The sequence below is a fragment of the Bacteroides sp. MSK.18.37 genome (assembly GCF_019129155.2).
In the GTDB taxonomy this organism is placed as follows: domain Bacteria; phylum Bacteroidota; class Bacteroidia; order Bacteroidales; family Bacteroidaceae; genus Bacteroides; species Bacteroides ovatus.
On the sequence record NZ_JAHOIB020000001.1, the window covers coordinates 6,874,901 to 6,901,217 of the forward strand.

Genomic DNA, 26,317 nt, shown 5'->3' on the forward strand with positions numbered 1-26,317 from the left:
GCTTACAGTGCGGATTTTTTTATTTGTTTGGGATGAAAATGCAAACATCTGGCATCATTAGACAAACCGATTCTACTCTGTTTCCATACATTTGCAATGTTGTTCTACTTAATATAATCATATGGAAACAAAGATTAAAAACTACTTGTTAGTCTTCGGACTTGGAATTATCACACTTACCAGTTGTAATCACTCTAAAGAGCAAGATATCGTTGCTTCTAACTTCGCATTTGCCGAACAGCAATTAAAATACGCACTGACTCAAATAGACGAGGCACGTGCCAATGAATCACAAGAGAGTAGAGAAAAGAGAGAAAGTAAGGGCTGGGGGGAATTAACCAATCCCCGCAGTATCAAACCGGACGGTTCACTGGAACTGGTTGTTTCTAAAGACTGGACCAGTGGATTCTTCCCCGGTGAGCTTTGGTATCTATATGAGTACACGCACAATCCATATTGGAAAGAGCAGGCGCAGAAACATACAGAAATTCTGGAACGCGAAAAAAATAACGGAAAGACACACGACATGGGCTTCAAGATGTATTGCAGCTATGGAAACGGTTATCGTCTGACCGGAGATTCCACTTATAAAGATATTCTGTTGCAATCCGCACGCACCCTGATTACCCGTTACAAACCGGTAATCGGCTGTATCCGTTCCTGGGACCACCATGCAGACAAATGGCAATTCCCCGTTATCATCGATAATATGCTGAATCTTGAACTTCTGTTCTGGGCATTCCGCGAAACGAACGACTCCACCTATTATAATATAGCAGTCAACCATGCACTCACTACCATGAAGAATCACTTCCGTGAAGACAACAGCTGTTATCATGTAGTAGAATACGATACCATTAACGGAACGGTACGCAGCAAAATGACGCATCAAGGATATTCCGACGAATCAGCATGGGCACGCGGACAAGCATGGGCCTTATACGGATACACCATGTGCTATCGTGAAACCGGCAGACCCGAATTCCTGCAACAGGCGGAGAAAGTGGAGAAATACATCTTCAACAATCCGACCCTGCCGGCAGACCTGATTCCTTATTGGGACTTTAACGCACCCGGAATACCAAACGAACCCCGTGATGCATCCGCTGCATCCTGTATGGCATCCGCCCTTTATGAACTAAGCACATACGTTCCAGAAAAGAAAGAACAATACAAGCAGGAAGCCGATAAGATTCTCCAGAATCTGACGCATAGCTATCGTGCGCAACTAAACGGAGATAAAGGATTCTTGTTGCTGCACAGCACAGGTTCCAAACCACACGACAGCGAAATAGATGTCCCGCTTTCATACGCCGACTATTATTTCCTGGAAGCCTTGCTCCGCAAAGCAAAATTAGAAAAGGAAGAAAGTCTTTTCTAAATCTTCCGGCAACTCTCACGATAACATCACTTTACTATTTATCCTTATTAGTACATTACTAATTATGAAAAGATTATCTTCTATATTCATCCTGTTCATTCTGCTGATACTCCCGTTGAATGCCACGATTCCGACTCAACAAAGAATCCGGCTGACAGACTCATGGGAATACCTGAAAGGTGACCTTGGAAGCATTTGGGAAGCAGTACGTCCCGCCGCTCCCGGTTCTTCCGAAGCAGTGCCTATCTGGCAACAGGTTACCCTACCCCACTGTTTCAATGCAGAAGATGCAGTAGACCCGGATATCAATTATTATCAGGGCGCAGGATGGTATCGCACGCAGCTTTCTATCAAGAATCCATATCTCAATGGACGCGTCATACTGGAGTTTGAGGGAGCAGGACAAAAAACGGAAGTGTATGTCTATACGTATAAAGTAGCCAGTCACACAGGAGGCTACGACGGTTGGAGTGTCGATATCACCGAAGCCGTTCAACAAGCCCTTGCCAACCCGGATTGCGCTAAACGCTTCAATGGCAGAATTCCATTGTCCGTTCGTTGCGATAATACCAGAGATACGGAGATGATTCCGTCCGACCTGTCAGATTTCAACTTATACGGCGGCCTTTATCGCTACGTGAATCTGATTTACCAGCCCGAAGTGTCTTTCAGCAATATACAGATAAATACCCCTGTAGAGAAAGATATGAAAAACGCTTCTCTAAAGATACAAGGAACATTCCATAACCCGAATGATATTCGCCAGGCAAGCATTCACCTTTTATTAAAGGCGCCTAATGGAGAAAAGGTATGGGAACAGACAACGACGGTTCTTCCGTTGGGAACAAATCCCCTGTTCGAGACAACGATTAAGAATCCGATTCTGTGGAGTCCCGACCAGCCTCAACTCTATACCTGCGAACTGACATTGACTACTCCTCAAAGTAAACAGACTATTACAGAATCCATCGGATTCCGTCACTTTGAATTCATTGAAAACGGACCTTTCCAGTTGAATGGAGAACGTCTGCTGTTAAGAGGAACCCATCGGCATGAAGACCATGCCGGAGTAGGCGCCGCTATGACAGAAGAACAAATGGAAGCGGAAATGAAACTGATTAAAGAGATGGGAGTCAACTTTATCCGTTTGGGACATTACCAACAATCGGACATCATCCTCCGTTTATGCGATCAGTTAGGCATTTTGGTATGGGAAGAAATACCCTGGTGCAGAGGTGGACTGGGAGGAGAGAAATATCAGGCACAAGCGCGCCGGATGCTGACCAACATGATTACCCAGCATCGCAATCATCCCTCCGTCATCCTTTGGGGATTGGGAAATGAAAATGACTGGCCCAATGATTTTTCAACATTCGAGCAATCGGCCATCCGCGCTTTCATGAAAGAGTTGAATGACTTGTCACACCAACTCGATCCGTCACGTATGACTTCCATCCGCAGATGTGATTTCTGCAATGATATTGTAGATGTCTATTCTCCCTCCATTTGGGCAGGCTGGTATCGCGGACAATTTACAGACTACAAGAGTATTTCGGAGAAAGAGATGAAACGGGTGAAACATTTCCTGCATGTAGAATGGGGAGGTGACTCACATGCCGGACGTCATTCCGAATATCCTTTCAACCCGCTACAAGCAATTATGGGTGGAAACAGTGCCGACGAACGGGCAGGCGACTTCGCCCTGCAAGGCGGAGATCCCCGTGCTTCCAGAGATGGAGACTGGTCGGAAACGTATATCGTAAAACTATTCGACTGGCACCTGAAAGAGCAAGAAACAATGCCTTGGCTGACAGGAACCGCCTTTTGGGTATTCAAAGATTTCTCCACCCCTCTCCGCCCCGATAATCCGGTGCCATACGTCAATCAGAAAGGAGTGGTAGAACGGGATCTTACTAAAAAAGAAGCCTACTACGTCTTCCAGTCTTACTGGACTAAACAGCCTATGATTCATATTTACGGTCATAACTGGCGGACCCGATGGGGCAAAGTGAACGAAGAAAAAGAGATTCTGGTATATTCCAACTGTGCAGCAGTAGAGCTGTTCGTGAACGGCGTCAGTCAGGGAGTCAAGCAACGCAACAGCCAGGATTTTCCGGCAGCGGGACTTCACTGGAACTGCATACTGAAAGCAGGAGAAAATAACATAAAAGCGGTTGCAGTGAAAGGACTCGGTAAAGGTAACATGAAAGCAGCCATTACGGATGAAATAAGTTTCAACTACCAGACAGAAGAATGGAGCAATCCGAAACAGCTGAAGTTGAAGACATACCCCGATAAAGGTTCTATCGTATGGGTGGAAGCCCAGCTGACAGACAACAAAGGGATCCCCTGCCTGGACGCGGCAAATGTAATCTCATTTGAAGCTGCGGGAGACGGAAAACTGATTCAGAACTTAGGAACATCCACCGGCTCCCGGAGAGTACAGGCTTATAATGGCAGAGCTGCAATTCGCATTGACTTGAACGGCACATGCCAGGTAGCTGTAAAATCACCGGGCATTCAAACTGCTTTCATCGAAGTGAAAGCCGAATAGAAGTGAAAGCTGAATAAGAAAGGAGAAAAGCACCATGAGAAAGACAATAATTTCAATAGGTTTCATTATATTCTTTGGCACTGCTACGGCAGTTGCCGGAGAAGACACAGCCGAACAGATTCGTCACCTTTTAGAAAAAGAAACGATACAACGGGCAGATGCCGCACTTCATGAGGAACCGGTCACTGTGACCGCTACCCGTGCGACAAGAAGTGCCGGAGGTATTCATGACTTCTATTCGGAGGGTGATTACTGGTGGCCGAATCCGGAAGCTCCCGACGGTCCTTATATCCGCCGGGACGGAGAAACCAATCCGGAGAATTTCACAGCACATCGGCAGGCCATGATTCGCATGAGCCAACTGGTAGGCGACCTTACTTCCGCCTGGATACTTACGGGTAAACAAGTATATTCCGATGCAGCCATGCAACATATCCGGGCATGGTTTGTCAACCCGGACACACAGATGAATCCCAATCTGCTGTATGCACAGGCCATCAAGGGAGTAGTAACAGGACGAGGGATAGGAATCATCGATACGATTCACCTGATCGAAGTGGTGCAGTCGCTCCGCCTTATGGAAGCGAAAAGGATGATTGACAAGGAAGAACTGGGGACTATCAAACAATGGTTCTCCGATTATCTAACCTGGATGTCCACGCACCGTTACGGAATCAAAGAAATGGAAGCGAAAAACAATCATGGCACCTGCTGGGTCATGCAAGCCGCTGCCTTTGCCTTGTTCACGGACAACCGGGAAATGATTCGTTTTTGCACGGAACGTTATAAAACAGTACTTTTACCCAATCAAATGGCTGCAGACGGCAGTTTCCCTTTAGAACTGGAACGCACCAAGCCCTACGGTTATTCTCTTTTCAACCTTGACGCAATGGCCACTATCTGCCAACTGCTCACTACTGGAGAAGAAGATATATGGAATTACACTACACCGGACGGCAAAAACATCGATAAGGGTATCGCCTAGCTTTATCCATACGTAAAAGACAAAAGTAGCTGGAAGAGACAACCCGACATTATGTTTTGGGAAGAATGGCCGGTGGCGCAACCGTTCCTGTTATTCGGCACATTACATCATTTCAATAAAGAATTTTTCAACACATGGATGCAACTGGAACATTTCCCCACCAACGAAGAGGTGGTACGTAATCTTCCCATCCGTCACCCGTTATTATGGATTCAATAAACTATAAAATCAATAGAATATGAAAAACTTATTAGTATGCACATTATTGTTCGCCTATGCTTTCACACTGAACGCACAGGTAGCCAACACCCGCATCTATGCTGCGGAAAAATTAGCCAAAGTAAAAGAAAAAGCCGATTCACCTCTATATGCCCCTGCCGTCAAAACTCTTTTAAGAGATGCCGACAAGGCTTTGAAGATGACTCCGCCGTCCGTAATGGACAAAACAATGACAGCAGATAGCGGAGACAAACACGATTATATGAGCATGGGCCCTTACTGGTGGCCGGATCCATCCAAACCGGACGGTTTGCCCTATATCCGTAAAGACGGACAAAGAAATCCGGAATTGGATAAGCTCGACCGCAACAAACTGGGAGATATGTCGAAAGCAGTCACCACACTGGGACTTGCCTATTACTTCTCCGGTGATGAGAAATATGCGCAAAAAGCCGTAGACTTCCTGAATGTCTGGTTTCTGGACGCCAAGACGAAGATGAATCCGCACCTCACTTACGGACAAACCATTCCCGGAAAGAATAAAGGCATGGGACGTGGTGCAGGTATGATCGATATTTACTCGTTCACGGAAATGATTGACGCCATGACATTAATGGAGAACTCGAAAGCATTTACTCCCAAAGTAAAGAAAGGGATGAAAGAATGGTTCACGCAACTAGTGGAATGGATGCAGACCAGTCCCGTAGCTGCCGAAGAACAGAGAGCAAAGAACAATCACGGTCTGGCTTATGACGTGCAACTGACAGCTTATGCTCTATATACAGGCAATCAAGACCTTGCCATGAAAACCATTCAGGAGTTTCCCGAAAAGCGTTTGTTCGCACAGATAGAACCAGACGGCAAACAACCGTTGGAACTTGCACGCACTACTGCCCTGGGATATACGATCTTCAATCTGGGACACATGCTCGATATGTGTTCAATCGCCTCCACGCTGGGACAAGATATTTACAACGCTACCAGCCAGGACGGACGTTCCATCACGGCAGCACTGAAATTTCTGATTCCATATATCGGCAAACCACAGAGCGAATGGCCTTACCAACAAATCAAGGAATGGGACAAGAAACAGGAAGAAGCCTGCTGGATTCTTCGCCGTGCATCGTTCTTTGATCCGAAAGCCGGATATGAAGCCATCGGCGCTCAATTCCGCGAGACACCCGCTAACAAAAGAATTCATTTAATCTATAGTTTAGAATAAGAAACACTTAAAATACTAATCAGATGAGGAACAAATTTATTCATTACTCTTTGGTAATGGCATGGATGCTGTTATTCTGTGTTCCGTGCGTTACCGTCACTTATGCACAGTCGTTTACCGTCACCGGAACAGTGACCGACAGTCAGGGTGGAATCCCCGGAGCGAATGTGAAAGTAAAAGGTGGTACCGCAGGTACAATCACCAACATGGACGGTCAGTTTACGTTGAGTGTCCCCTCTTCCAAGTCTATCCTGGTGGTTTCATACATCGGATACACCCCACAGGAAGTTGCCATCAACGGTAAAAACAAATTGGATATTCACCTGCTGGAAGATACAAAGACACTAGATGAAGTGGTAGTCGTAGGTTATGGTGTGCAGAAAAAGTCTCACCTGACGGGATCTGTGTCCAAGATGGATATCAACAACCTGACAGATATTCCCGTGACCCAGGTAGACCAGTTATTACAAGGTAAAATTGCCGGTGTCAATATACAGAACTCTACTTCCGAAGCGGGAGCCGCCCCGCAAATCCGTGTGCGTGGTATGGGTTCTATCAGTGCCGACAGTTCTCCGCTGATCGTCATCGACGGTTATCCCACACCGGACGGTCTTTCCACACTCGATATGGCGGATATTTCTTCCATCGAAGTATTGAAAGATGCCGCTTCGGCAGCCATCTACGGTTCACGTGCAGCCAATGGCGTTATCCTGGTTACTACCAAGACAGGAAAAGCCAGTAAACCGAAATACAGCGTGAAAGCTTCCACCGGTTTGAAATGGGCTTATAAGTTACATCCCATCATGAGTTCACAAGATTATTGCAGCATGATCGGATACGAATCGGTATTGAAAAATAAAACAATGTCACAGACAGAGGAGGCTTTCGGTCTCATTGATAACTACACCGACTGGCAGAAAGAAGGATTGAACAGCAGTCCGCAGATTCACCAGGTGCAGCTCTCCGTATCAGGTGGCAAGAATGACATCACTTATTATATTTCGGGCAACTATGCACAGGAAGACGGTATCATGCTCAACAGCAACTATACCCGCCTGAACCTGCGTTCACGCATCAATGCAAAACTATCCAAACGGGTAGACTTCAGTTTGAATCTGGCACCGTCGTACACCAAGACAGAAACTCCTGCCACCAACTTCATGGATTTCTATCGTACGCCCTCTTTCATGCCTGTACGCCATACTGCTGCCACTTCTGCGCTGACCGGCAAACCTATCGGTTCGTATGCACGAGGCAGTGACTTCAGCAATGTTACCTATACCCGTGAGGACGGAACAACTTTCACCCCGTCCAGCAGTCCTTTCGGTTCGAGCAATAACAATCCGCGTTCACTGATGGATACGGAAGAACGTTTCCGCGAGGACTACAACCTGCAGGCAAATGCCTCTTTCAATGTCCAACTGATGAAAGGACTGGTATTCACCACTTCCAACGGTTTCTTTATCAAGTATCGCCAGAACAATCAATATCGTGATTATGCTGCCAAGAAAGATGAAGAATCAGCTATGGGTACTTATACCAACCGTCTGTATATCGACTTATTGAGCGAGAACACGTTAAACTATACCGGAAAGACAGGGAAGCATGACTACTCCGTACTGGCCGGCTATACAGCGCAGACTACTTCTGAAAGAACTGCCGGTATCGTCGGACTGGGCTTCCCCACCGACTATATCCATACGCTGAACGCTGCAACTTCTTTCGACCTCGACGGAACTTATACCCAGAAATACCGTACGGCAATGATGTCCCTATTGGCACGTGCCACATACAGTTATGATGAGAAATACCTGCTTTCTGCCAGCATCCGTACAGATGGAAGTTCTCTGTTTGCCGACGGTCATCAATGGGGTTACTTCCCCTCGGTATCTGTGGGATGGCGTGCTTCGGAAGAATCTTTCCTGAAACAATTCGGTTGGCTGAACCTGCTGAAAGTCCGTGCCAGTTTCGGTGTGACAGGTAATAACAGCATTCCTGCCAATTCATACTATGACCTGCTCTATCCCAACAATTACGCATTGGGAGAGGGAAATGGCAATCTGATCTCCGGACTCGCCAAGACCAGCGAAACCAAAGGTAACAACCGCATCACTTGGGAACAGACTTACGAATACAATGCCGGATTCGACTTGAGCATCCTGAACAACCGTATCAACCTGACAGTGGACGGATACTACTCCATCACCAAACAGTTATTATTCAAACAGCCGGTTCTTTCTTTCACCGGATTCAATAATTACTGGAATAATATCGGACGTATCCGCAACAGTGGTATTGAGGTGGAACTGAATACCCATAATATCCGCACCAAGAATTTTGAATGGGAAAGCTCATTCAATATCTCTTCCAACTTCAACAAGTTACTGGAACTTTCGGGAGAAGAACGACTGATCTCTACGGGTGAACGTAACGAAACATATCTGGCACAGGTAGGCAAGAGAGCCATTTCTTTCTTCGGCTACAAGACAGACGGTATTTACAAAAGTCAGGAAGAAGTGGACGCTGTTCCCCACTTGGCCAGTGCCGTACCAGGCAGTCTCCGGATTGTAGATATCAACGACGACGGAGTGATTAATGACAAAGACCGTACAGAAATCGGCAACCCATTCCCGACAGCAACATGGGGATTCACCAATACACTGACCTGGAAAGGCTTCGACCTCTACGTTATGATTCAGGGAGTTCACGGACTGGATGTATTCAACGGTGACGGTTACTTTACCGAAACCAAGAAGTTCAACCGCAACTACGTGAAAAACCGCTGGATCAGTGCAGACTATCCGGGCGACGGAAAAACTCCCTCTTTCGCAGCAAATGGCGGTGTCGCCCGGGAATTTACGGATTACCTGATTGAAGACGGCTCGTATGTAGCATTGCGCAATGTGACTTTAGGCTATAAGTTCAATAAGAAGCAGTTGAAGAAGATCGGTATCAGTTCACTCCGTCTTTATGCTTCAGGACAGAACCTGTTCTATATCTGGTCCAAGGACTACCGTGGTATTAATCCGGAAGCACGTAAGACGAGTGGTTCTTACAGTTCTCCTCTTATCAACGGTTACCAGTCAGGTGGGTTCCCCCTGCAATCGACAGTCACTTTCGGATTCGAACTTAATTTCTAACTCCTTAAAGACAAATAACAATGAAACTAAAACATACATTCATCGGTATTCTCTCAACCTGTGCGTTGGGACTCGCCTCCTGCGACCTGAACATCACGCCGGACTCTTACATAGCCGATATCAACTTCTACCAAAATGAAGCGGAAGTGAACACAGCCGTCATCGGTTGTTACGGAGGCATACACGCTCCACTGAATATAGAATGGGCGTTGACGGAACTTCGCTCGGACAACACTCGCATGAACGGCACCCGTTCCAGCAACGACGCATTCATGCAACTGCTGGCACTGGACCTTGGAACAATGGACGCCAGCAACCCGAATATCCGCACCTACTGGGAAGCTACCTATCAGAATATCAATAACTGCAACTCAATACTGAAACCCGAAGTGCTGGCCGTAGTGGAGAACGAAAAGAAACGTGCACAATTCGAGGGTGAAGCTCTCTTTATCCGTGCCTATCATTATTTCAATCTGGTACGTCTCTTCGGCCCTACCTTTCTGGTGACAGAAGAGATCAGTATCGCAGAATCACTAAAGAAAGACCGCAGTTCGGTGCAGGCCACTTATGCGCAAATCATCGACGATCTGAAACGTTCCGTTACGGATTTACAGGACATCACATACAGCTCTAATGATCTGGGACGTGCCACAGTACTGGCAGCCAAATCTCTACTGGCTAAAGTGTATCTTACCCTCGGACGGTATGAAGATGCCAAACCGTTATTAAGCGATGTAGTGACTGCCAAAGGCGAGACACTGAATGTCAAATATGCCGACGTGTTTGATACAACCAAAGAGATGAACGATGATATTATCTTCACTGTACGCTATAAAAGTGGTAGTCTGGGAATCGGTTCTCCGTTTGCCAATACATTTGCACCGCAAAACAGTGGCGCGAACGTAATCACGGGTAGCGGTGACGGTAAGAATTATCCTACGAAAGAAATATCCGCCGCTTACAGCAAAGAGGATTTGAGAAAGGACGTCAGCATGGCAGACAGTTATTATGATAAGAGTAAAGACGTGGAAGCACAAGTGGCTTATGTAAAGAAATTCCTTTCGGAAGTATCCATACGATACGATGCTGAAAATGACTGGCCTGTCATTCGTTATGCAGATGTACTACTGATGTATGCGGAAGTATTGAACGAAGTAGACGGTCCCTCTGCCGGGTTGAAATACCTGAATCTGGTACGTGAACGTGCCGGACTAAGCAAAATCGAGAGTGATGCAGTGACTACCCGTAACGTATTCCGCACCTATCTTGAGAAAGAACGTCGTCTGGAACTGGCTTTCGAAAATCAACGCTGGTTCGACCTCTTGCGTTGGGGCAAGGCCATAGAGGTAATCAACAAGCATATTCAGGAAACCGAATGGGATTTCTATGCAGGCTACACCCAACAGATCAACAAGTTAAAGGATTATCAGTTGATACTTCCGATTCCACAAAGCGTAATCGACAATAATCCGGGCGTCATCACACAGAACCCTAACTATTAATACTAAACGACACTGAATCATGAAAAATAAATTCTATAACCTATTCATCTTCTTCGTTCTCACTGCGCTGGCAGGCTGCAACGAAAAAGAATCGACTGATGTCATCGAGCAGGGTGATCCTCAAATTATAGAGTTCACCCCGACAAGCGGTAAGTTCGGACAGGAAATCACTATCAAAGGAGAATTCCTGCGCGATATACAAAAGGCAACGATTGGTGGCGTAGAAGCTACGATACGCTATAAGCTCTCTCAACAGGAGATTGTTATTGTAGTTCCCGCCAATGCCGGAAACGGGAAAATCGTTCTTAGTACGAAAGAAAAAAAGACGGAAAGCGAGCAGTCATTTACGATTGTATATCCGGTTCCCCAAGTGAAGAATGTTCCTGCCGGAGCGCACGTGGGAGATCAGATTGAAATACAGGGTGAGAATCTGGACATCGTGTCCAAAGTTTGTTTCGGTGATAAAGAGGCTTCTATCTCCTATCAGTCCGAAAGAGAAATTGTAGCAACCATTCCTTTCGTCATCACGGATGCCGCTCCTATCTCCCTCTATTATCTTGACTCTACAGGAGAGCAGTTCACTCAACCGGAGGGTCCTGCTTTTGAGATCATCAAAGATATTCCGACCATTGACGCAATGGCAGAACGGGTGACCGAGGGAAGTCTGATTACCCTCAACGGAACTTTCCTGAATTTGATTGAAAGCATCCATTTCGGGGATGAAGTGAAAGTGACTAACTTCGTTGAGAAGACTGCCAACAGCATTGTATTCCGTGTTCCGGAATTGCCGGAGAGTGCTACTGTGGATGTTCTGGCCAAATATTATGAGGGAACAGGCAGTCTGACACTACGGAATGACTGTTATGTATTTATTCCGAGAGTATTCAGCTATCCGAATCTGAAGATGGGCGCACACCGCAATGAAGATTTCGGTAATATGATTAACGGAACTACCGGACAGGTTTCCACCACTTGTATCCTGAAAGATGTGGATTCCCGTGCCCTGATTGATTTTGCAGCGGTACACAACAGTAATAATGACTTTGCATTGAACGGTCCGCAGAACATAAAAGCTAATTTGAGAAACTACTGGTGTAACGGTACTCCATTGCCTCCATTGAAAAGTTCTTCTACCGAAGCCGAAGTCAACGAAAACTTTGGTGAGTTTACTTCTACTGTCACCAAACTTCTTGTACTTCAGGAAAGCAAAGGATATGGCGAACTGATTAGAAACATTAAAGAAGGAAACATCGAAGAAATATCTCCTACCGACGAGATTACCAAAGCATTATTCAATATTGATATGGATGCGGAAGGTTCCAACTCGGTACGCAGCCGTCAGAAAACGGAAGCAGAGGATAAAGAAGCATCGAATATATACAAGGCAGGCAGTGTCGTTGTGTTCAAGAATCTGAAGAAGAATAAATTCGGTATCATGATTATCCGTTCTGTCAATGTAGATTTTGACGCTGTTAAGGCGACGAATGATGCCAATGCAACGATTACTTTCGACCTGTATTATCAACGTTACTAAAAAAGACGAAAGACAATGAAAAGACAATATAAATTTACCGCATTATCGGCAGTCTTGTTCTGTCTGATAGGTTTGTTGTACGGATGTACCCGTGACAATGAAATTATAATTCCGGAAACGTCTGTCAATCCACTGGCTACGGATTATTCCGTAGCAATCGGTGACGAGGTTACCTTTACCGGGCAGAATATGCATCTGATCTCTAAAGTGGCTTTTGACAATCAGGTGGTCAACATCACCACCGAGCCATCCAACCGTTCACAAACCACGCTGATAGTGGCGGTGCCCGATAATTTTGAAGTGACACAGCATATCTCTGTCGTTGCCACTTACAATTCGGTACACAAACTGACTTTGAGTGATGCATTCGAAGTGGTAGTGCCGGGTGTCACCACTGATGTAAGTTCTGCTACTATCGGAGATAAGATCACACTTACAGGAAAGAATATGCACCTGATTACTAAGGTAAACTTCGGAGATCAAGTGGTATCTTTCGATCCCAATCCGGACCGTTCGCATACTTCACTTATGGTAACCGTACCCTCAACTTTCGATGTAACTAAAAAAGTCCAGTTGAGCGTTACGTATACCACCAATACCGTGAATGTATCTAATGATTTTGAAGTAATCGTGCCACCGGTTATTCCTACTGTCACCACTGTTCTGGAAGGAGAAGTGGGCACAGGAGCCATTATTACGCTGGCCGGAACCAACCTGAATATTATCAAGAAACTAATCGTAAACGGTCAATCTTACGAGTTTACAGCTACCGCTACCAGCCTTTCTTTCAATGCTCCCGAAGACATTACCGAAAATTTAGTAATCGACAACGTAGTATTAGTGTATGACAACGTGTTGGGAGATAATCAGGAACTAGCCGTATCGGGAAGCGTAACTGTGAAACCGACACCTACCCTGCCATACGTCCTTTGGGAGGATATCGAACTGGGAAGTCATGGAACGGAGAATGCTTTCTTTGATGTTACGAATGGACGGACGATGACTCCATGCGATGTAGTCGAACATAAAGAATGGGTTACTTTCGCAATGGATAATACTAGCGGTGCACCCACAGCGCGTCTGTTGAACCCGGCCAATATCGGAACCAATCTTCTGAACAGTCAGTTTTGCAATGGTACAGCTTTGAATCTGAATGATTATGCCATCTGGAAAGAATCCACACAGACAACTCCATTCAAGAAAGTCACAGATGACGCACTGATTACCAAAGTGACAAACGGTGAAATCACCAATATCCGGGATGACATCGGAGATGTGAAAGCGTCTGATATCAAAACAAATACTCCGACTGTTGCAGCAGGAGAAGTGTATTACTTCTATCATAAGGAGAAATTCGGATTGATTTGGGTGAAACAGCTGAATATTCAAACAGACAGAAAACTGAACACCATCATTATGAATGTATATTACGAGAAATAGACAATACAATAAAACGAGTACCCAAAAAGTTATATTATCCCATGAATCTACGAGCGAACTACTCCAAGAGAATCCGTTTGTCACTGGCTTTCAGCATTGTTGCAATGACTGTTTGCGCCCAGAGCATCTGGAATGCGGAACATCTGGAACAAGTGAAAAAGTCTCTCAATCAACCCGCATACAACGCCACTTATCTGAACTTACTAAAGCAGGCAGACAAGGCTTTGAACGCCCACTATCTTTCTGTTATGATGAAAGATAAAACGCCACCAAGCGGAGACAAACACGACTACTTGAGCCAGGCACGCTATTTCTGGCCGGACCCGACCAAGCCGGACGGTAAACCTTATATCAGCCGCGATGGTGTATCCAATCCGGAACTGGATAAACTGGACCGTAACCGCTTGGGAGAGATGGCAAATAATGTCACGACACTCGCACTTGCGTGGTATTTCAGTGGCAAAGAACAGTATGCACTGAAAGCAACCAAACAGATTCGTGTCTGGTTTCTGGATAAGAAAACCTGCATGAACCCACATCTGAAATATGCGCAGGTTGCGCCCGGACATAATAATGATCTTGGCCGTTGCTATGGTGTGATAGATACTTATTCGTTAGTGGAAATGCTGGATGCCGTTCAGCTTCTTGAAAAATCCCGTTCGTTCACCTCGAAAGATTCAGAGCAGCTAAAAAAATGGTTCGGGCAATTACTGGACTGGATTCTGACTAGTGAACAAGGAAAAGAAGAAGCCAGCCGCCCCAACAATCATAGTACTGCTTATGATGCACAAGCCATTGCATTTGCACTCTATACAGGCAATCATAAAGTAGCCGAACGGATACTTCGGGAAGTTCCCAAGAAGCGGGTATTCAAACAGATTGAACCGGACGGCAAACAGCCCGAAGAATTACGCCGGACATTGGCTTTCGGATATTCAGAATTTAATCTGCAACATCTGATAGATATTGCGACTATGGGAGAAAAAGCCCATGTACCTGTTCTTTCTGTCAGTTCTGCTGACGGACGAAGCATTTACAAAGCTGCCGATTTTCTGAAGCCATATCTCGGCAAAGGAGTCAAAGAATGGCCTTACAAGCAAATCAGCGAATGGAACGGTAAACAACAGGAATTATGTAAAGACCTGTATCGACTGTATCTGCTAGATTCCACTCGTACCGATTATTTAAAGGCATATCAGCAGTTCCGGAAAAGCAATCCGAAAGATCTTTTTAATCTTCTTTTCCTGAAAGAGGAAAGTAAATAAACTCTCAAAGACTTGACTTTCGATTCCGAATGTCGTATCTTTACAGAGTTAATGATAAAGTAGTTTCAATTAAACTGCACGTAAAGAGGTTGTGTCAAAACGTTGGCACAACCTCTTTCTTTTTATATATCAAAGAAAAAATCATATTCATAGAGAGGAAAGTTCCCCCACCCCGGCTTTCCTTTCAATTTTGCCCGGTGTTCATTCTCCTTTAACCCGGTGCATAGCGATCTTCACCTTGCTTCTTACCGGAATTAGAGTGTGCGTTGCCATCTTTTAGAGGCTCTGTTCTCTCCTAACAGACCGTCTGTTCAGGTAAAACAGAGCCTCTATTGAAATAAAACGTAATGTCTGTTTTCCCACTGTCTCTGCCAAGTTAATAATCAATAAAGTTGCTCTTGACAAAAAATAGCTTTATCTTTGGGGTTTGTTAAAGCAGACACAATAGGTATATATTATGAGTGAAAAGATTATCAAATGGGGCTTCATTGGTTGTGGAGAAGTAACCAAGACCAAAAGCGGTCCCGCTTTCCAGAAAGTAGAACATTCGGAAGTCGTAGCCGTGATGAGTCGTGACGGTGCGAAAGCGAAAGCGTATGCCAAAGAGAGAGGAATCAAAAAATGGTATGACGATGCACAAGAACTGATCGATGATCCGGAAGTAAATGCCATCTACATTGCCACTCCTCCTTCCTCACATGCTACGTATGCCATTATGTCCATGAAAGCAGGCAAACCTGCCTATATTGAGAAACCAATGGCTGTGACGTACGAAGAATGTACGCGCATCAACCGCATATCCAATGAAACGGGAGTTCCCTGTTTCGTTGCTTACTATCGCCGTTATCTCCCCTATTTCCAGAAAGTAAAGGAACTGGTAGAGAACGGTACTATCGGTAATATTATCAATGTGCAAATTCGTTTTGCCCAGCCGCCACGCGATCTGGATTACAATCGTGACAACCTTCCCTGGCGTGTGCAGGCTGACATTGCCGGAGGTGGCTACTTCTACGACCTTGCTCCGCATCAAATTGATTTGTTGCAGGATATGTTCGGTTGTATCCTCGAAGCAAGCGGTTATAAGAGCAATCGAGGTGGACTTTATCCTGCTGAAGATACATTAAGCGCCTGTTTCCAATTTGATAGCGGATTGGTTGGTAGCGGTTCCTGGTGTTTCGTAGCCCATGACTCTGCCCGCGAAGACCGTATTGAAATTATCGGTGACAAGGGAATGATTTGTTTCTCTGTCTTTACTTATGAGCCTATCGGCTTACATACCGAAAAAGGACGGGAAGAAATCTGTATCGGTAACCCGGAACATGTGCAACAACCTCTTATTCAGGCAGTGGTCGATCACTTGTTAGGTAAGTCCGTTTGCTCCTGCGACGGAGAAAGTGCAACGCTCACTAACTGGGTAATGGACAAGATATTAGGTAAACTATAACCCGAAAAAAAGCAAAAAAAAGTATCATTTTCTTGCGAAGTTTACTGATACTGTTAAAAAATTAATAGGAATATTCCATTGTATATTGTTAGTTTTTTCTATCTTTGTAAAAAGAAGCAAAGGGAAAATGAAACTAACAATATATTTTTTGTGCCATGACTAGAGAAGACTTAATGCGGAAAGCAATCGAGCTCTCCAAAGAAAATGTTGAAAATGGTGGAGGCCCTTTCGGTGCTGTGATTGCCACGAAAGAGGGGGAAATAGTTGCAACAGGAGTAAATCGTGTTACGGCATCTTGTGACCCAACTGCTCATGCCGAAGTGAATGCGATACGTGCCGCAGCTGCCAAACTCGGTACTTTTAATCTTAGCGGATACGAAATCTATACTTCCTGCGAACCTTGTCCCATGTGTCTCGGTGCGATTTACTGGGCGCGATTGGATAAAATGTACTATGGAAACAATAAGACCGATGCCAAGAATATTGGCTTCGACGACTCTTTTATCTATGACGAACTGGAACTGAAGCCTGAAGACAGAAAGCTTCCTTCCGAAATCTTATTGCATAATGAAGCCCTTACTGCCTTCAAAGCCTGGGCGGCCAAAGAAGACAGAGTAGAATATTAAAAAACCTCTCACTATTATTAACCTATTAATTACCCCTCAAATGAAAAGAAAAAGCCTTTTATTTGTTATGGCATCAGTATGCCTGTTCAGTTGTCAACAGCAAGAAGAACTGCAAGATCCCAGTAAAGAAGGTATCAACTTTCTTACTACTGTCGACAATGAAAGTATCACTGACGCTGTTACTCGTAGCAGCAGTAACCTGTCACTCCCTTTAAAAAGTAGTTTTTCAGCTGGAGACGTCATTTCAATGTCCGTTTCCGAGCAGGAATATCAGCCTTTTACTTTGGGAGTAGATAACCAAAATTGGAGCGAGACAGCTACAGATTCGGAAGCTGTAACTTTCTATGCTCATTATCCCGAATTGTCCGGTGATGTAACGACTAGATCCCTCTTTAGTCGCTACCGTGACATCAAAGGCGGTTTAGAATATTTGTTTGGCACAGCCCAAGCCAGCAAAGGTTCTAGCAATGTAGCCCTTACATTCAAGCGAATGACTGCGCCCGTTATTCTACTTGATGAAAAAGGCAACCCGTACGAAGGTAAAGCAATCGTTAAACTTTTCTTGAAGAACAAAGGTGTGCAGGATCTTTTCAACGGTAAAATCGAAGCTGACAAGAATGCAACCCCGGAATATATCAGTATCCGGAAAATTTCCGAAGGTATCCTGACTAACTTGATTCCACAGATAATCAAGGCTGGTGAGAAGATTGGTTCTGTAATTGTAGACGATAAGGAAGAACCTATCATCGCAGATCAGGATATTACCATAGAAGCCGGAAGTCCTGTTACGATGAGACTTTACGGAGGCCGCGGAATTATTGATGAACGGACTCCGTTACGCAGATAAAACAAAAGAATAAAAGTGATACTAATAAAAATCCCCGGAACCGCTGTAGACACTCAGCATTCCAGGGATTTTTTACACACAAAAGTTATTATTGAAATTGAAAACTGTCTCTTTATTAGATTAGAAGCGCATACCTACGGTAAGAACCACCTTATGATTATTATTGGTTACCTTTGTTCCTGGTAATTCTAAACTATCAAAAGCATAGAATGTTTCTTTATAAGTGTTATACAAATATGCCATATCCACATAGAAACTTTCACCACGATAACCACAACCGAATGTATAATTATTAGTAGCACCCGGATTAGAGAACTCCGTATCAGTACGCATTGAGTTTACAGGAAGATACTTAAAAGCGTCTGATTTCAAAGGAGCAGTTATATGATTATATCCCAAACGGAATGAAAATTCCGGTGCTAGCTTAAATTCAGCTCCAACACGAAGTGTATGAACAGGCTTCATCATCGCTTTAATGTCTTCCGTCTGACCTAATTCATATCCGTCCGGATCTTTCATTTTAGCTTTAGTACGGTCTGAATATTCATACTCAACTCCCAATGCGACGGAAGAACCGATAGTATATCCCATACTTGCATTGAATTTCCACGGAGTAACTAATTTATATTCATATTCTCCTTCAGTATCATTTCCACGAGCATCATAAGGTCTAGTAATATCATTTAACTCTTCACTCAAGTCGAAACGAAGATAAGCAGTATTCCGCTCCTTCAAACTAAAAAAAGTCGGAGTATGTACAGCTGCACCAATACGGAATGAGGATGACTCAAAAGGACGAAGAATAAAACCTAGTTTAAAATCAACCCCACTACCATCTACCCAAAAGTCATTTCCTAAGGTATATCCTCCATGGCCATTTCCATCCTTATCTGTAAAGTCTTCATTATATTCGCTGGTTCTATCATAGTTCACACTATAAAGTCCTAACGTAGCTCCAACATAAAAACGATCATAAAAATTCAATGCACCATTCAAATCAAAAGAATGAATACCTCCACTTTCTTTCGAACGATAAGACTGACTCACAGCATCTCCTGCTCGAAAATAGGGTTCATATCCCTCAAAAGGAGGTTCTGCATCTGGATTATCAGGATCAACTTCCCCGTAAACAGGATTCACTAAATGAGCATTATATCCCATAATACCCAACCAAGGCAATTCCGGATTTTGGAAAGCATCATCGCTCCTCAAAGCTGCTTCTGTAAATGGATCAAAACCTCCGTATGAATCAAAGTTCACCATATTTGCCATCTGCACTGTTTGAGAGGTATTGAATACTCCACTCATCAGCATACTTCTATTGAATGACTTCATTTTGCGATAATTGAAACCAAAGTTGGCAAATCTCAACGCTGTTGTATTCCCTATTTTTGTAGAGAACACAAATCCGGCATTATCGAATGAACCATGAAACTTGTCAAGACTCGCTCCATTAGCTTTTGTTCCTGTATTATCAAAACCAAATGACACCATAAAATCATTGCTGCGATAAATTCCGATACCGGCAGGATTGGTTCCCATAGTAGTAATATCTCCACCCAAGGCTCCCATAGCACCACCCATACCTACAAAACGAGCAGTTCCATTTAAATCACTTCCCATCCATCGGTTTGCATCATAGATAGTTGTTTGAGCATTTAGAAATCCTACACCTATCAAAAGAATACAAATCGCTAATATTCTATTACTTTTCATAATCAATCTCTTTTGAAATTATAAATTATCTTCTATAGCTACCGCCAGAACTACGTGAAGAGCCACCACCGCCACTACTACGTGAAGAACTGCCACTGCTACCAGAACTGCGAGAATAACTACCACTGCTACCTGATGAGTAGCTACTTCCACTACTTCTTGAATAGCTACCTGAATTGGAAGAGCGGGATGATGATCTATCAGGTGTATAGCTTCGTGATGTAGAAGTTGAACTTCCGCGTGAGTAGCTACTACCGCTACTGCGACTAGTACTTGTTCTGGAATTTCCCGTTGAACTGTTACTTCTAGTATAGGAAGAACCAGAATTACGTGTGCTAGTACCGGAACTACGTGTACTGCTTGGGCGTGTGTATGTTTCCGTATTCCTACGAGAATATGAACTTCCCGAACGAACAGAACCATTACTACTGCTACGAGTATAATCACGTGTTCCTACTACTCTGCTATTTGCACCTGTAGTGGTACCGGAACGACGAACACTTTGTCCAACTGAAGAATTAGTAGGCCGTGTAGTTGATGAACCTGTTCCTCTTCTATAAGAAGTAGAATTATAATTTCTCGAACCTGAATAATAGGAACGGTTATTTCCATTTATCACACTACGTCCGGCATAATAAGGTCTTCCACCTCCGCCCCAGCCCCAGCTAGGACCACCGTGCCAGTGGTGGTGATGTCCCCAATAACCGCCGCCATACCAGCCACCCCAGTAGCCGCCATACCAGCCGCCCCAATAACCCGGAGAATATCCCCAAGCGTAGTAAGGACGATTCCATCCCCAGCCATAGTTCCATCCCCAGCCGTAAGAGCCATAACGCCAATCCCACCAAAGTGGATTACTGAATGTCGGGAACGCATAAGCATACATACCGTCGGTATATACGTTCCAGTCCCATGAATTCGGACCGTAAACTACATCCCAATACAACGGGCTGCTGATGCTGATAGCAAAACGCGGATTGCGGAAACGGATGATACGTTCAGCGTATTCATAGTCGTCTTCCGTACCATTGAATTCGCCTGTCACCCATTCTCCGTCCAAATCCGGATTAGATTTTTCTTTTATATATAAGGTATCATTATCCATTACGAATTCATTATCACGTGCATCGTAACGGCGGTTATATTCATCCACATCCCGTGTTCTTCCCTTACGGTCCTGAACCACTACTGTAGTACCCGGTGAAGTATAGATGTTGGTCACCTGTTTCTTCGTTTCCTTCTTAACCGGAGTTTCTTTCTTCTCCTGTTTGTCTTTTGAAGGAATGAAGTAAAGGTCGTCATCAACGCTTTGTGCCATCAAGCCTATCGGGAGGCACAAGGCAAATAGCAAGAAATAAACAATCTTTTTCATATCATCTCGGTTTATGTAATTACTTAAACTTATTCATGTTACAAAGATAAGGAAGAGATTTTTCGTCCGAGGGAGATTTTCCCCAAAGGATAATAGGGAAATCCCTATTTCTAACTATCTTTGTCCATTATTCACCAGAATTAAAAACAACTATGAAGTATTTTGAGTTCACATTCCGCACCCACCCTTGCACAGAAATCGTCACTGACGTACTAGCTGCCGTACTGGGTGAAGTCGGGTTTGAAAGTTTTGTTGAGTGTGAAGGCGGACTGACCGCATATATCCAACAGACAATCTGTGATGAAAACGCCATCAAGATTGCCATCACCGAGTTCCCCCTACCCGATACGGATATTACTTATACATACACCGAAGCAGAAGATAAGGACTGGAATGAAGAATGGGAAAAGAATTTCTTTCAACCCATCATTATCGGAAACCGATGTGTGATTCACAGCACTTTCCACCAAGATGTTCCCAAAGCGGAATATGACATTGTCATCAATCCTCAAATGGCCTTCGGAACAGGACATCACGAGACTACCAGCCTCATTATTGAAGAATTGTTGGACAGTGAACTGAAAGATAAATCTCTGCTCGATATGGGCTGCGGAACTTCGATTCTTGCCATCCTCGCACGTATGCGGGGCGCACGCCCCTGTACAGCCATCGACATTGATGAATGGTGTGTACGAAACTCCATCGAAAATATCGAATTGAACCACGTAGACGATATTGCCGTTTCACAAGGAGATGCCTCGTCGCTTACAGGAAAAGGACCTTTCGACGTTATCATCGCCAACATCAACCGGAATATATTACTGAATGATATGAAGCAATATGTTGCCTGCATGCATACGGATTCCGAACTCTATATGAGTGGATTTTATGTAGACGATATTGCCGCCATCCGCGAAGAAGCGGAAAAGAACGGATTGACTTTCGTTCATTATAAAGAGAAGAATCGCTGGGCAGAGGTGAAGTTTGTTTATAAAGGATAAGAGTCGGCGGAAGACTCCTGATTGATACAGAAAAAATAGTGACGGTATACGTGCGGGATAGTGACGCTATCCATAGCATATACCGTCACTATTTGTATCGGATAGCGTCACTATCTTATAAAGAGAAACAAAACTGTTACGCAAACTCTTTCTTTACCTGTTGGCACCATGCTTTGATTTTCTTTTCCGCCTGCTCGGACTGATTATCCAAATCGACAACCAACCCGCACCACTGCTCGCCACGCAAGCCTTTTGAACGTTCGAAAGTGTAACCTTCGGAAGAAGTAAAACCGACCAAAGTAGCCCCATCCCCTTCAAAGACTTCTGCCAGCAGACCGATTCCATCTGCAAAATTCTCTGGATAGCGTATCTGATCTCCCAAACCGAAGATAGCCACCTTCTTACCTTTTAATTTCATTGTCCGGAGCTCCGGCAACAGTTCGTCCCAATAAGTAGGAAGTTCCCCGTCAAACCAAGTGGAAGCACCCACAATGAAGCAGTCATAAGCAGCAAAATCATTTTGCCAAGCCTGCTCGATAGGCACCACTTCTATCTTGTCTTCACCAAACTCTTTCTGTATTTTCTCTGCCACCCAACTCGTTCTTTCGGCTTTGGTAGCATAAAATAAACCTATCTTTTTCATAATCCACACTATTTAATATTCCAATAATCTCCGGGCAGCCTCGTATATCTTGGCCTCATCCGGCAGAATTTCCTTTTCCAAAATCGGATTAAAACCGACAGGAGTAAAAGTAGAACCGACACGCTGCACCGGTCCATCGAGATAGCGGAACATCTCTCCACTAATCATAGCAGCAAGCTCCGCACCAAAACCGGAGAATACTTTATCTTCATGAACCACCAATGCCTTGCTCGTTTTCTTGACCGATTCGAATATCGCCTCTTTATCCAACGGAATCAAGGAGCGAATATCAATGACTTCCACTTTCCAGCCACCTTCTTTTTCCAATCGTTCTGCTGCGTGCAGACAGAAATGGGTGGTATTGCCATAGGTAATAATGCTTAAATCTGATCCCTCACGACGAATACGTGCTTTTCCGAAAGGTACTTCAAAATCTTCCGGCACTACTGCCGCTGCTTCTACCGAATTATACAATGCTTTCGGTTCGAGGAACAGCGTGAAGCCTTTGGATCGCATACTGGTACGAAGTAATCCGGCAGCATCATCCGCAAAAGATGGGCAGACAATACGTGCCCCCGGTAAAGTGGTCAAAGCTCCCTCCAGGTTTTGAGAATGATACAAGCCTCCACCGATATAGCCACCGGAAGCCAGACGCAGAGTTATATTCGGAGCGAATTTCCCATTGCTACGCCAGTACTCATGTGTACACTCCACATATTGTTCTACGGCAGGCCAGAAATAATCGGCAAACTCCGCTCCCTCAATCACCACATGAATTTTAGGATCAAAGCGACTCATTCCATTGGCGGTGCCTACAATATAATCTTCCGCAATCGGTGCACTGAATACACGGGCTTCGCCGAATTCCTGCTGCATACCTTTGGTTACATTAAACACGCCTCCTTTTTCCCTGTTTGCCACATCCTGTCCCCAAATAAAGGTATCGGGATTATAGCGGAATTCAGCTTTCAATGTTTCATTAATGGCATTGACTAGAAAAGTCTTCTCCCCTTCCGCCTCATGTGTACCATCTTTATATTTCTGTGGCTGATAAGGTTCGGGCATTACAAAATCATAAATGCTTTTAGGATCGGGATCGGGAGCAGCCAAAGCCTTCCGGTTGGCAGCAGACAATTCTTTCTTTGCATCAGTTTCTATTTGTTGCAGTTCTTCCTCGGTCAGACGTTTATAACGCAGCAGCATCCGGCGGAACTTCATCAAGGGATCAGCATCTTTCACATATTCCAATTCATTCTCATCCCGATACAAGGTGTGCTTATCTGAATTGGAGTGCGAACCGATCCGGACACAATTCGCCTGCACAATAACCGGATTACGGGTACTGATAGCATATTCTCGCGCTTCGGTCATAGCATTCATCGAATCGAATACATCCTTTCCGTTACAATAGATAATTTTCAGGTTCTTGAAGCCCGAGAAGTTCTCGGCTACTTTACGGTTGGCAGTCTGTTCCGATTTGGGTACGGAAATACCATACCCATTATCTTGTATTACAAAAATCACAGGAAGACGTTCGAGGCTGGCACCATTGATAGCTTCATAAACGAATCCTTCGGAAGTAGCCGACTCTCCGTGAGAAGTAATAGCTACGCCTTTATGTCCATAATATACCATTGCTCTGGCCACACCTGCTGCGTGAAGGTCGTGTGTACCAGTAGCAGAGGAGATGTTTTCAATGTGCCATTCCGGTTTGGCGAAATGGTTCGACATGTGACGTCCTCCGCTACCTGGGTCCGTTGCTTTGGAAATACCGTTCAGGATAACTTCTTCAGCGGTCATTCCGGCGGAAAGCACGGTTAACATATCCCGGTAGTATGGAAACAGGAAATCTTCACCGAGAGTGAATACCTGACCGACAGCAAGTTGAATACCATCATGCCCTGCATAGGGAGCATGATAAGACCAACCCAAAGATTGCAACAGGTAAGACGGTGCCTTTTCGTCCAAGGCACGCCCCAATGTCATCAGATGATACCACTTTTTCAGGGTTTCTACATCTGTAGTCTTTATATCATATTTCTTTTTCATGAGTAATGAAGTTCTTAATGAATGAAACAATCAGTTATCAGCCTTTCCAATTTTCGAGATAGTCGGCTATAAAATGCAGGAAGTTACCTCCCAACATTCCGTCTACTACCCGATGATCGTAAGACAAAGACAAGTACATTTTATGCCGGATTGCAATCGTATCACCCTCCGGAGTTTCTACAACAGCAGGTTTCTTCTCAATATACCCTACTCCCAAGATAGCAACTTGCGGCTGATTAATGATTGGCGTACCGAACAGGCTCTTGAATGTACCAAAATTGGTTATCGTAAATGTACCCCCATCAATATCTTCCGGCATTAATTTGTTATCCCTTGCTTTCAAGGCCAAAGAATCGATGGCAACAGCCAACCCGTTCAGATTCAGATGATCGGCATCATGCACCACAGGAACAATCAGATTTCCATCATTCAAAGAGACGGCAATACCGACATTAATATGCTTTTTGAAAAGAATATTGTATCCATCTACCGATACATTCACCTGTGGATAGGCAGCCAATGCTTTTGCCACGGCTTCCGTTATCACAGGCATATAAGTCAGTTTCACTCCTTCGCGACGGAAGAAAGCGTCTTTATTCTTTTCACGCCAACGTACCAATTTGGTAACGTCTACTTCTACTACATTGGTCACGTGAGGAGATACTTTCTTAGACATAACCATGTGGTCGGCAATAATCCGGCGGACACGATCCATCTCTTTTACTTCGACTCCAGGCATTGCTACAGGAGCAACCTTCGGACTTGCCTGTTCAGAAGAAACAGCAACTGATGGTTTGCTTGCGGCCGGAGCAGCAACAACAGATGCCGGCTTCGGTTCAACACTACCTCCTCTTTTCTTCTTTTCAATATAATCTTTTATATCTTTCTTACTCAATCGCCCTTCATAACCAGTTCCTTGTATAGCATCCAGCTCTTCTTTCGGAATTTTAGCTTCCCGCGCCAACTGAATCACAACAGGAGAGTACCAACGTTCTTCCTCTACAACAACAGGTTTCGATGCAGTATTCGCTGATTCGTTCCTAGCAGTTTCCGCTAACGATGGTGATGTTTCAGAAACATTTATCGGCTCCGTTCCTGAAGATTCTTCTCCATCCAAATCAATTATAGCGACTACTGTTCCTACAGCAACCGTATCGCCCTCCTTATATAAAATCTCCACCACTTTTCCCGCTACGGGAGAAGGGATCTCCGCACTTACTTTGGCAGTATTCACTTCAAAAAGCACATCGTCTTCCTGAATCATATCACCTACCTTTACAGACCAAGAGACGATTGTCCCTTCGGTTATACTCTCGCCCAACTTAGGCATTTTTATTTCGAATTTTGACATAGACAGTAAATTTATTATTCAACCTT

17 protein-coding genes and 1 pseudogene are annotated in these 26,317 nt (G+C 44.5%); 13 read left to right on the forward strand and 5 right to left on the reverse strand.

Annotated elements, in window-relative coordinates:
- Positions 1-121 precede the first annotated feature (121 nt).
- The 12 genes and pseudogenes from KSX81_RS27215 to KSX81_RS27270 all read left to right on the forward strand — a co-directional run bounded on the left by KSX81_RS27215 (position 122) and on the right by KSX81_RS27270 (position 18,159).
- Complete coding sequence (locus tag KSX81_RS27215) at positions 122-1,381, forward strand: glycoside hydrolase family 88 protein (protein ID WP_004297411.1); 1,260 nt, start codon at positions 122-124, stop codon at positions 1,379-1,381.
- 64 nt (positions 1,382-1,445) lie between these two features.
- A complete protein-coding gene (locus tag KSX81_RS27220; protein WP_004297410.1) occupies positions 1,446-3,935 on the forward strand; it encodes a glycoside hydrolase family 2 TIM barrel-domain containing protein in 2,490 nt (829 codons plus the stop codon).
- A gap of 34 nt (positions 3,936-3,969) precedes the next feature.
- Positions 3,970-5,139, forward strand: a pseudogene (locus KSX81_RS27225) (alginate lyase family protein).
- Positions 5,140-5,158: 19 nt separating this feature from the next.
- The gene (locus tag KSX81_RS27230) at positions 5,159-6,361 is read left to right on the forward strand and encodes an alginate lyase family protein (protein WP_004297406.1); all 1,203 of its coding nucleotides are present in this window, start codon (positions 5,159-5,161) and stop codon (positions 6,359-6,361) included.
- A 23-nt stretch (positions 6,362-6,384) separates the two neighbouring features.
- On the forward strand, positions 6,385-9,501 hold the full coding sequence (locus tag KSX81_RS27235; RefSeq protein ID WP_254884184.1) for a SusC/RagA family TonB-linked outer membrane protein: 3,117 nt from the start codon (positions 6,385-6,387) through the stop codon (positions 9,499-9,501).
- A gap of 20 nt (positions 9,502-9,521) precedes the next feature.
- Positions 9,522-11,003: a RagB/SusD family nutrient uptake outer membrane protein gene (locus tag KSX81_RS27240; RefSeq protein WP_004297404.1), complete on the forward strand. Its 1,482-nt coding sequence runs from the start codon at positions 9,522-9,524 to the stop codon at positions 11,001-11,003.
- A 19-nt stretch (positions 11,004-11,022) separates the two neighbouring features.
- Complete coding sequence (locus tag KSX81_RS27245) at positions 11,023-12,537, forward strand: IPT/TIG domain-containing protein (protein WP_004297403.1); 1,515 nt, start codon at positions 11,023-11,025, stop codon at positions 12,535-12,537.
- Positions 12,538-12,552: 15 nt separating this feature from the next.
- Positions 12,553-13,977, forward strand: coding sequence for a hypothetical protein (locus KSX81_RS27250; RefSeq protein WP_004297402.1), 1,425 nt, complete (start codon positions 12,553-12,555; stop codon positions 13,975-13,977).
- A 41-nt stretch (positions 13,978-14,018) separates the two neighbouring features.
- Positions 14,019-15,242: an alginate lyase family protein gene (locus KSX81_RS27255; RefSeq protein WP_004297401.1), complete on the forward strand. Its 1,224-nt coding sequence runs from the start codon at positions 14,019-14,021 to the stop codon at positions 15,240-15,242.
- A 457-nt stretch (positions 15,243-15,699) separates the two neighbouring features.
- Positions 15,700-16,686 (forward strand): Gfo/Idh/MocA family protein, encoded by a 987-nt coding sequence (locus tag KSX81_RS27260; RefSeq protein WP_004297399.1) that lies wholly within the window; start codon positions 15,700-15,702, stop codon positions 16,684-16,686.
- A 155-nt stretch (positions 16,687-16,841) separates the two neighbouring features.
- Positions 16,842-17,312 carry a nucleoside deaminase gene (locus KSX81_RS27265; RefSeq protein WP_217725652.1) on the forward strand — a complete coding sequence of 157 codons (471 nt, stop codon included), beginning with the start codon at positions 16,842-16,844 and terminating at the stop codon, positions 17,310-17,312.
- 40 nt (positions 17,313-17,352) lie between these two features.
- Positions 17,353-18,159: a fimbrillin family protein gene (locus tag KSX81_RS27270; protein ID WP_004297397.1), complete on the forward strand. Its 807-nt coding sequence runs from the start codon at positions 17,353-17,355 to the stop codon at positions 18,157-18,159.
- Positions 18,160-18,279: 120 nt separating this feature from the next.
- On the opposite strand, the gene KSX81_RS27275 is transcribed toward KSX81_RS27270, so the two are convergent.
- Positions 18,280-19,875 (reverse strand): hypothetical protein, encoded by a 1,596-nt coding sequence (locus tag KSX81_RS27275; RefSeq protein WP_004319328.1) that lies wholly within the window; start codon positions 19,873-19,875, stop codon positions 18,280-18,282.
- 25 nt (positions 19,876-19,900) lie between these two features.
- The gene (locus KSX81_RS27280; RefSeq protein ID WP_004297394.1) at positions 19,901-21,247 is read right to left on the reverse strand and encodes a hypothetical protein; all 1,347 of its coding nucleotides are present in this window, start codon (positions 21,245-21,247) and stop codon (positions 19,901-19,903) included.
- Positions 21,248-21,399: 152 nt separating this feature from the next.
- On the opposite strand from KSX81_RS27280, the gene prmA reads away from it, so the two are divergent.
- Complete coding sequence (gene prmA / locus KSX81_RS27285) at positions 21,400-22,248, forward strand: 50S ribosomal protein L11 methyltransferase (protein ID WP_004297393.1); 849 nt, start codon at positions 21,400-21,402, stop codon at positions 22,246-22,248.
- 136 nt (positions 22,249-22,384) lie between these two features.
- Here the strand turns inward: prmA and KSX81_RS27290 are convergent, their stop codons facing one another.
- Genes KSX81_RS27290 through KSX81_RS27300 form a run of 3 tightly spaced genes read right to left on the reverse strand, consistent with a single transcriptional unit; the run spans position 22,385 to position 26,291 of the window.
- Positions 22,385-22,891, reverse strand: coding sequence for a flavodoxin (locus tag KSX81_RS27290; RefSeq protein WP_004297392.1), 507 nt, complete (start codon positions 22,889-22,891; stop codon positions 22,385-22,387).
- Between the two features lie 12 nt (positions 22,892-22,903).
- The gene (locus KSX81_RS27295) at positions 22,904-24,940 is read right to left on the reverse strand and encodes a thiamine pyrophosphate-dependent enzyme (protein WP_004319330.1); all 2,037 of its coding nucleotides are present in this window, start codon (positions 24,938-24,940) and stop codon (positions 22,904-22,906) included.
- Positions 24,941-24,977: 37 nt separating this feature from the next.
- Complete coding sequence (locus KSX81_RS27300) at positions 24,978-26,291, reverse strand: dihydrolipoamide acetyltransferase family protein (protein WP_004297390.1); 1,314 nt, start codon at positions 26,289-26,291, stop codon at positions 24,978-24,980.
- Positions 26,292-26,317 lie beyond the last annotated feature (26 nt).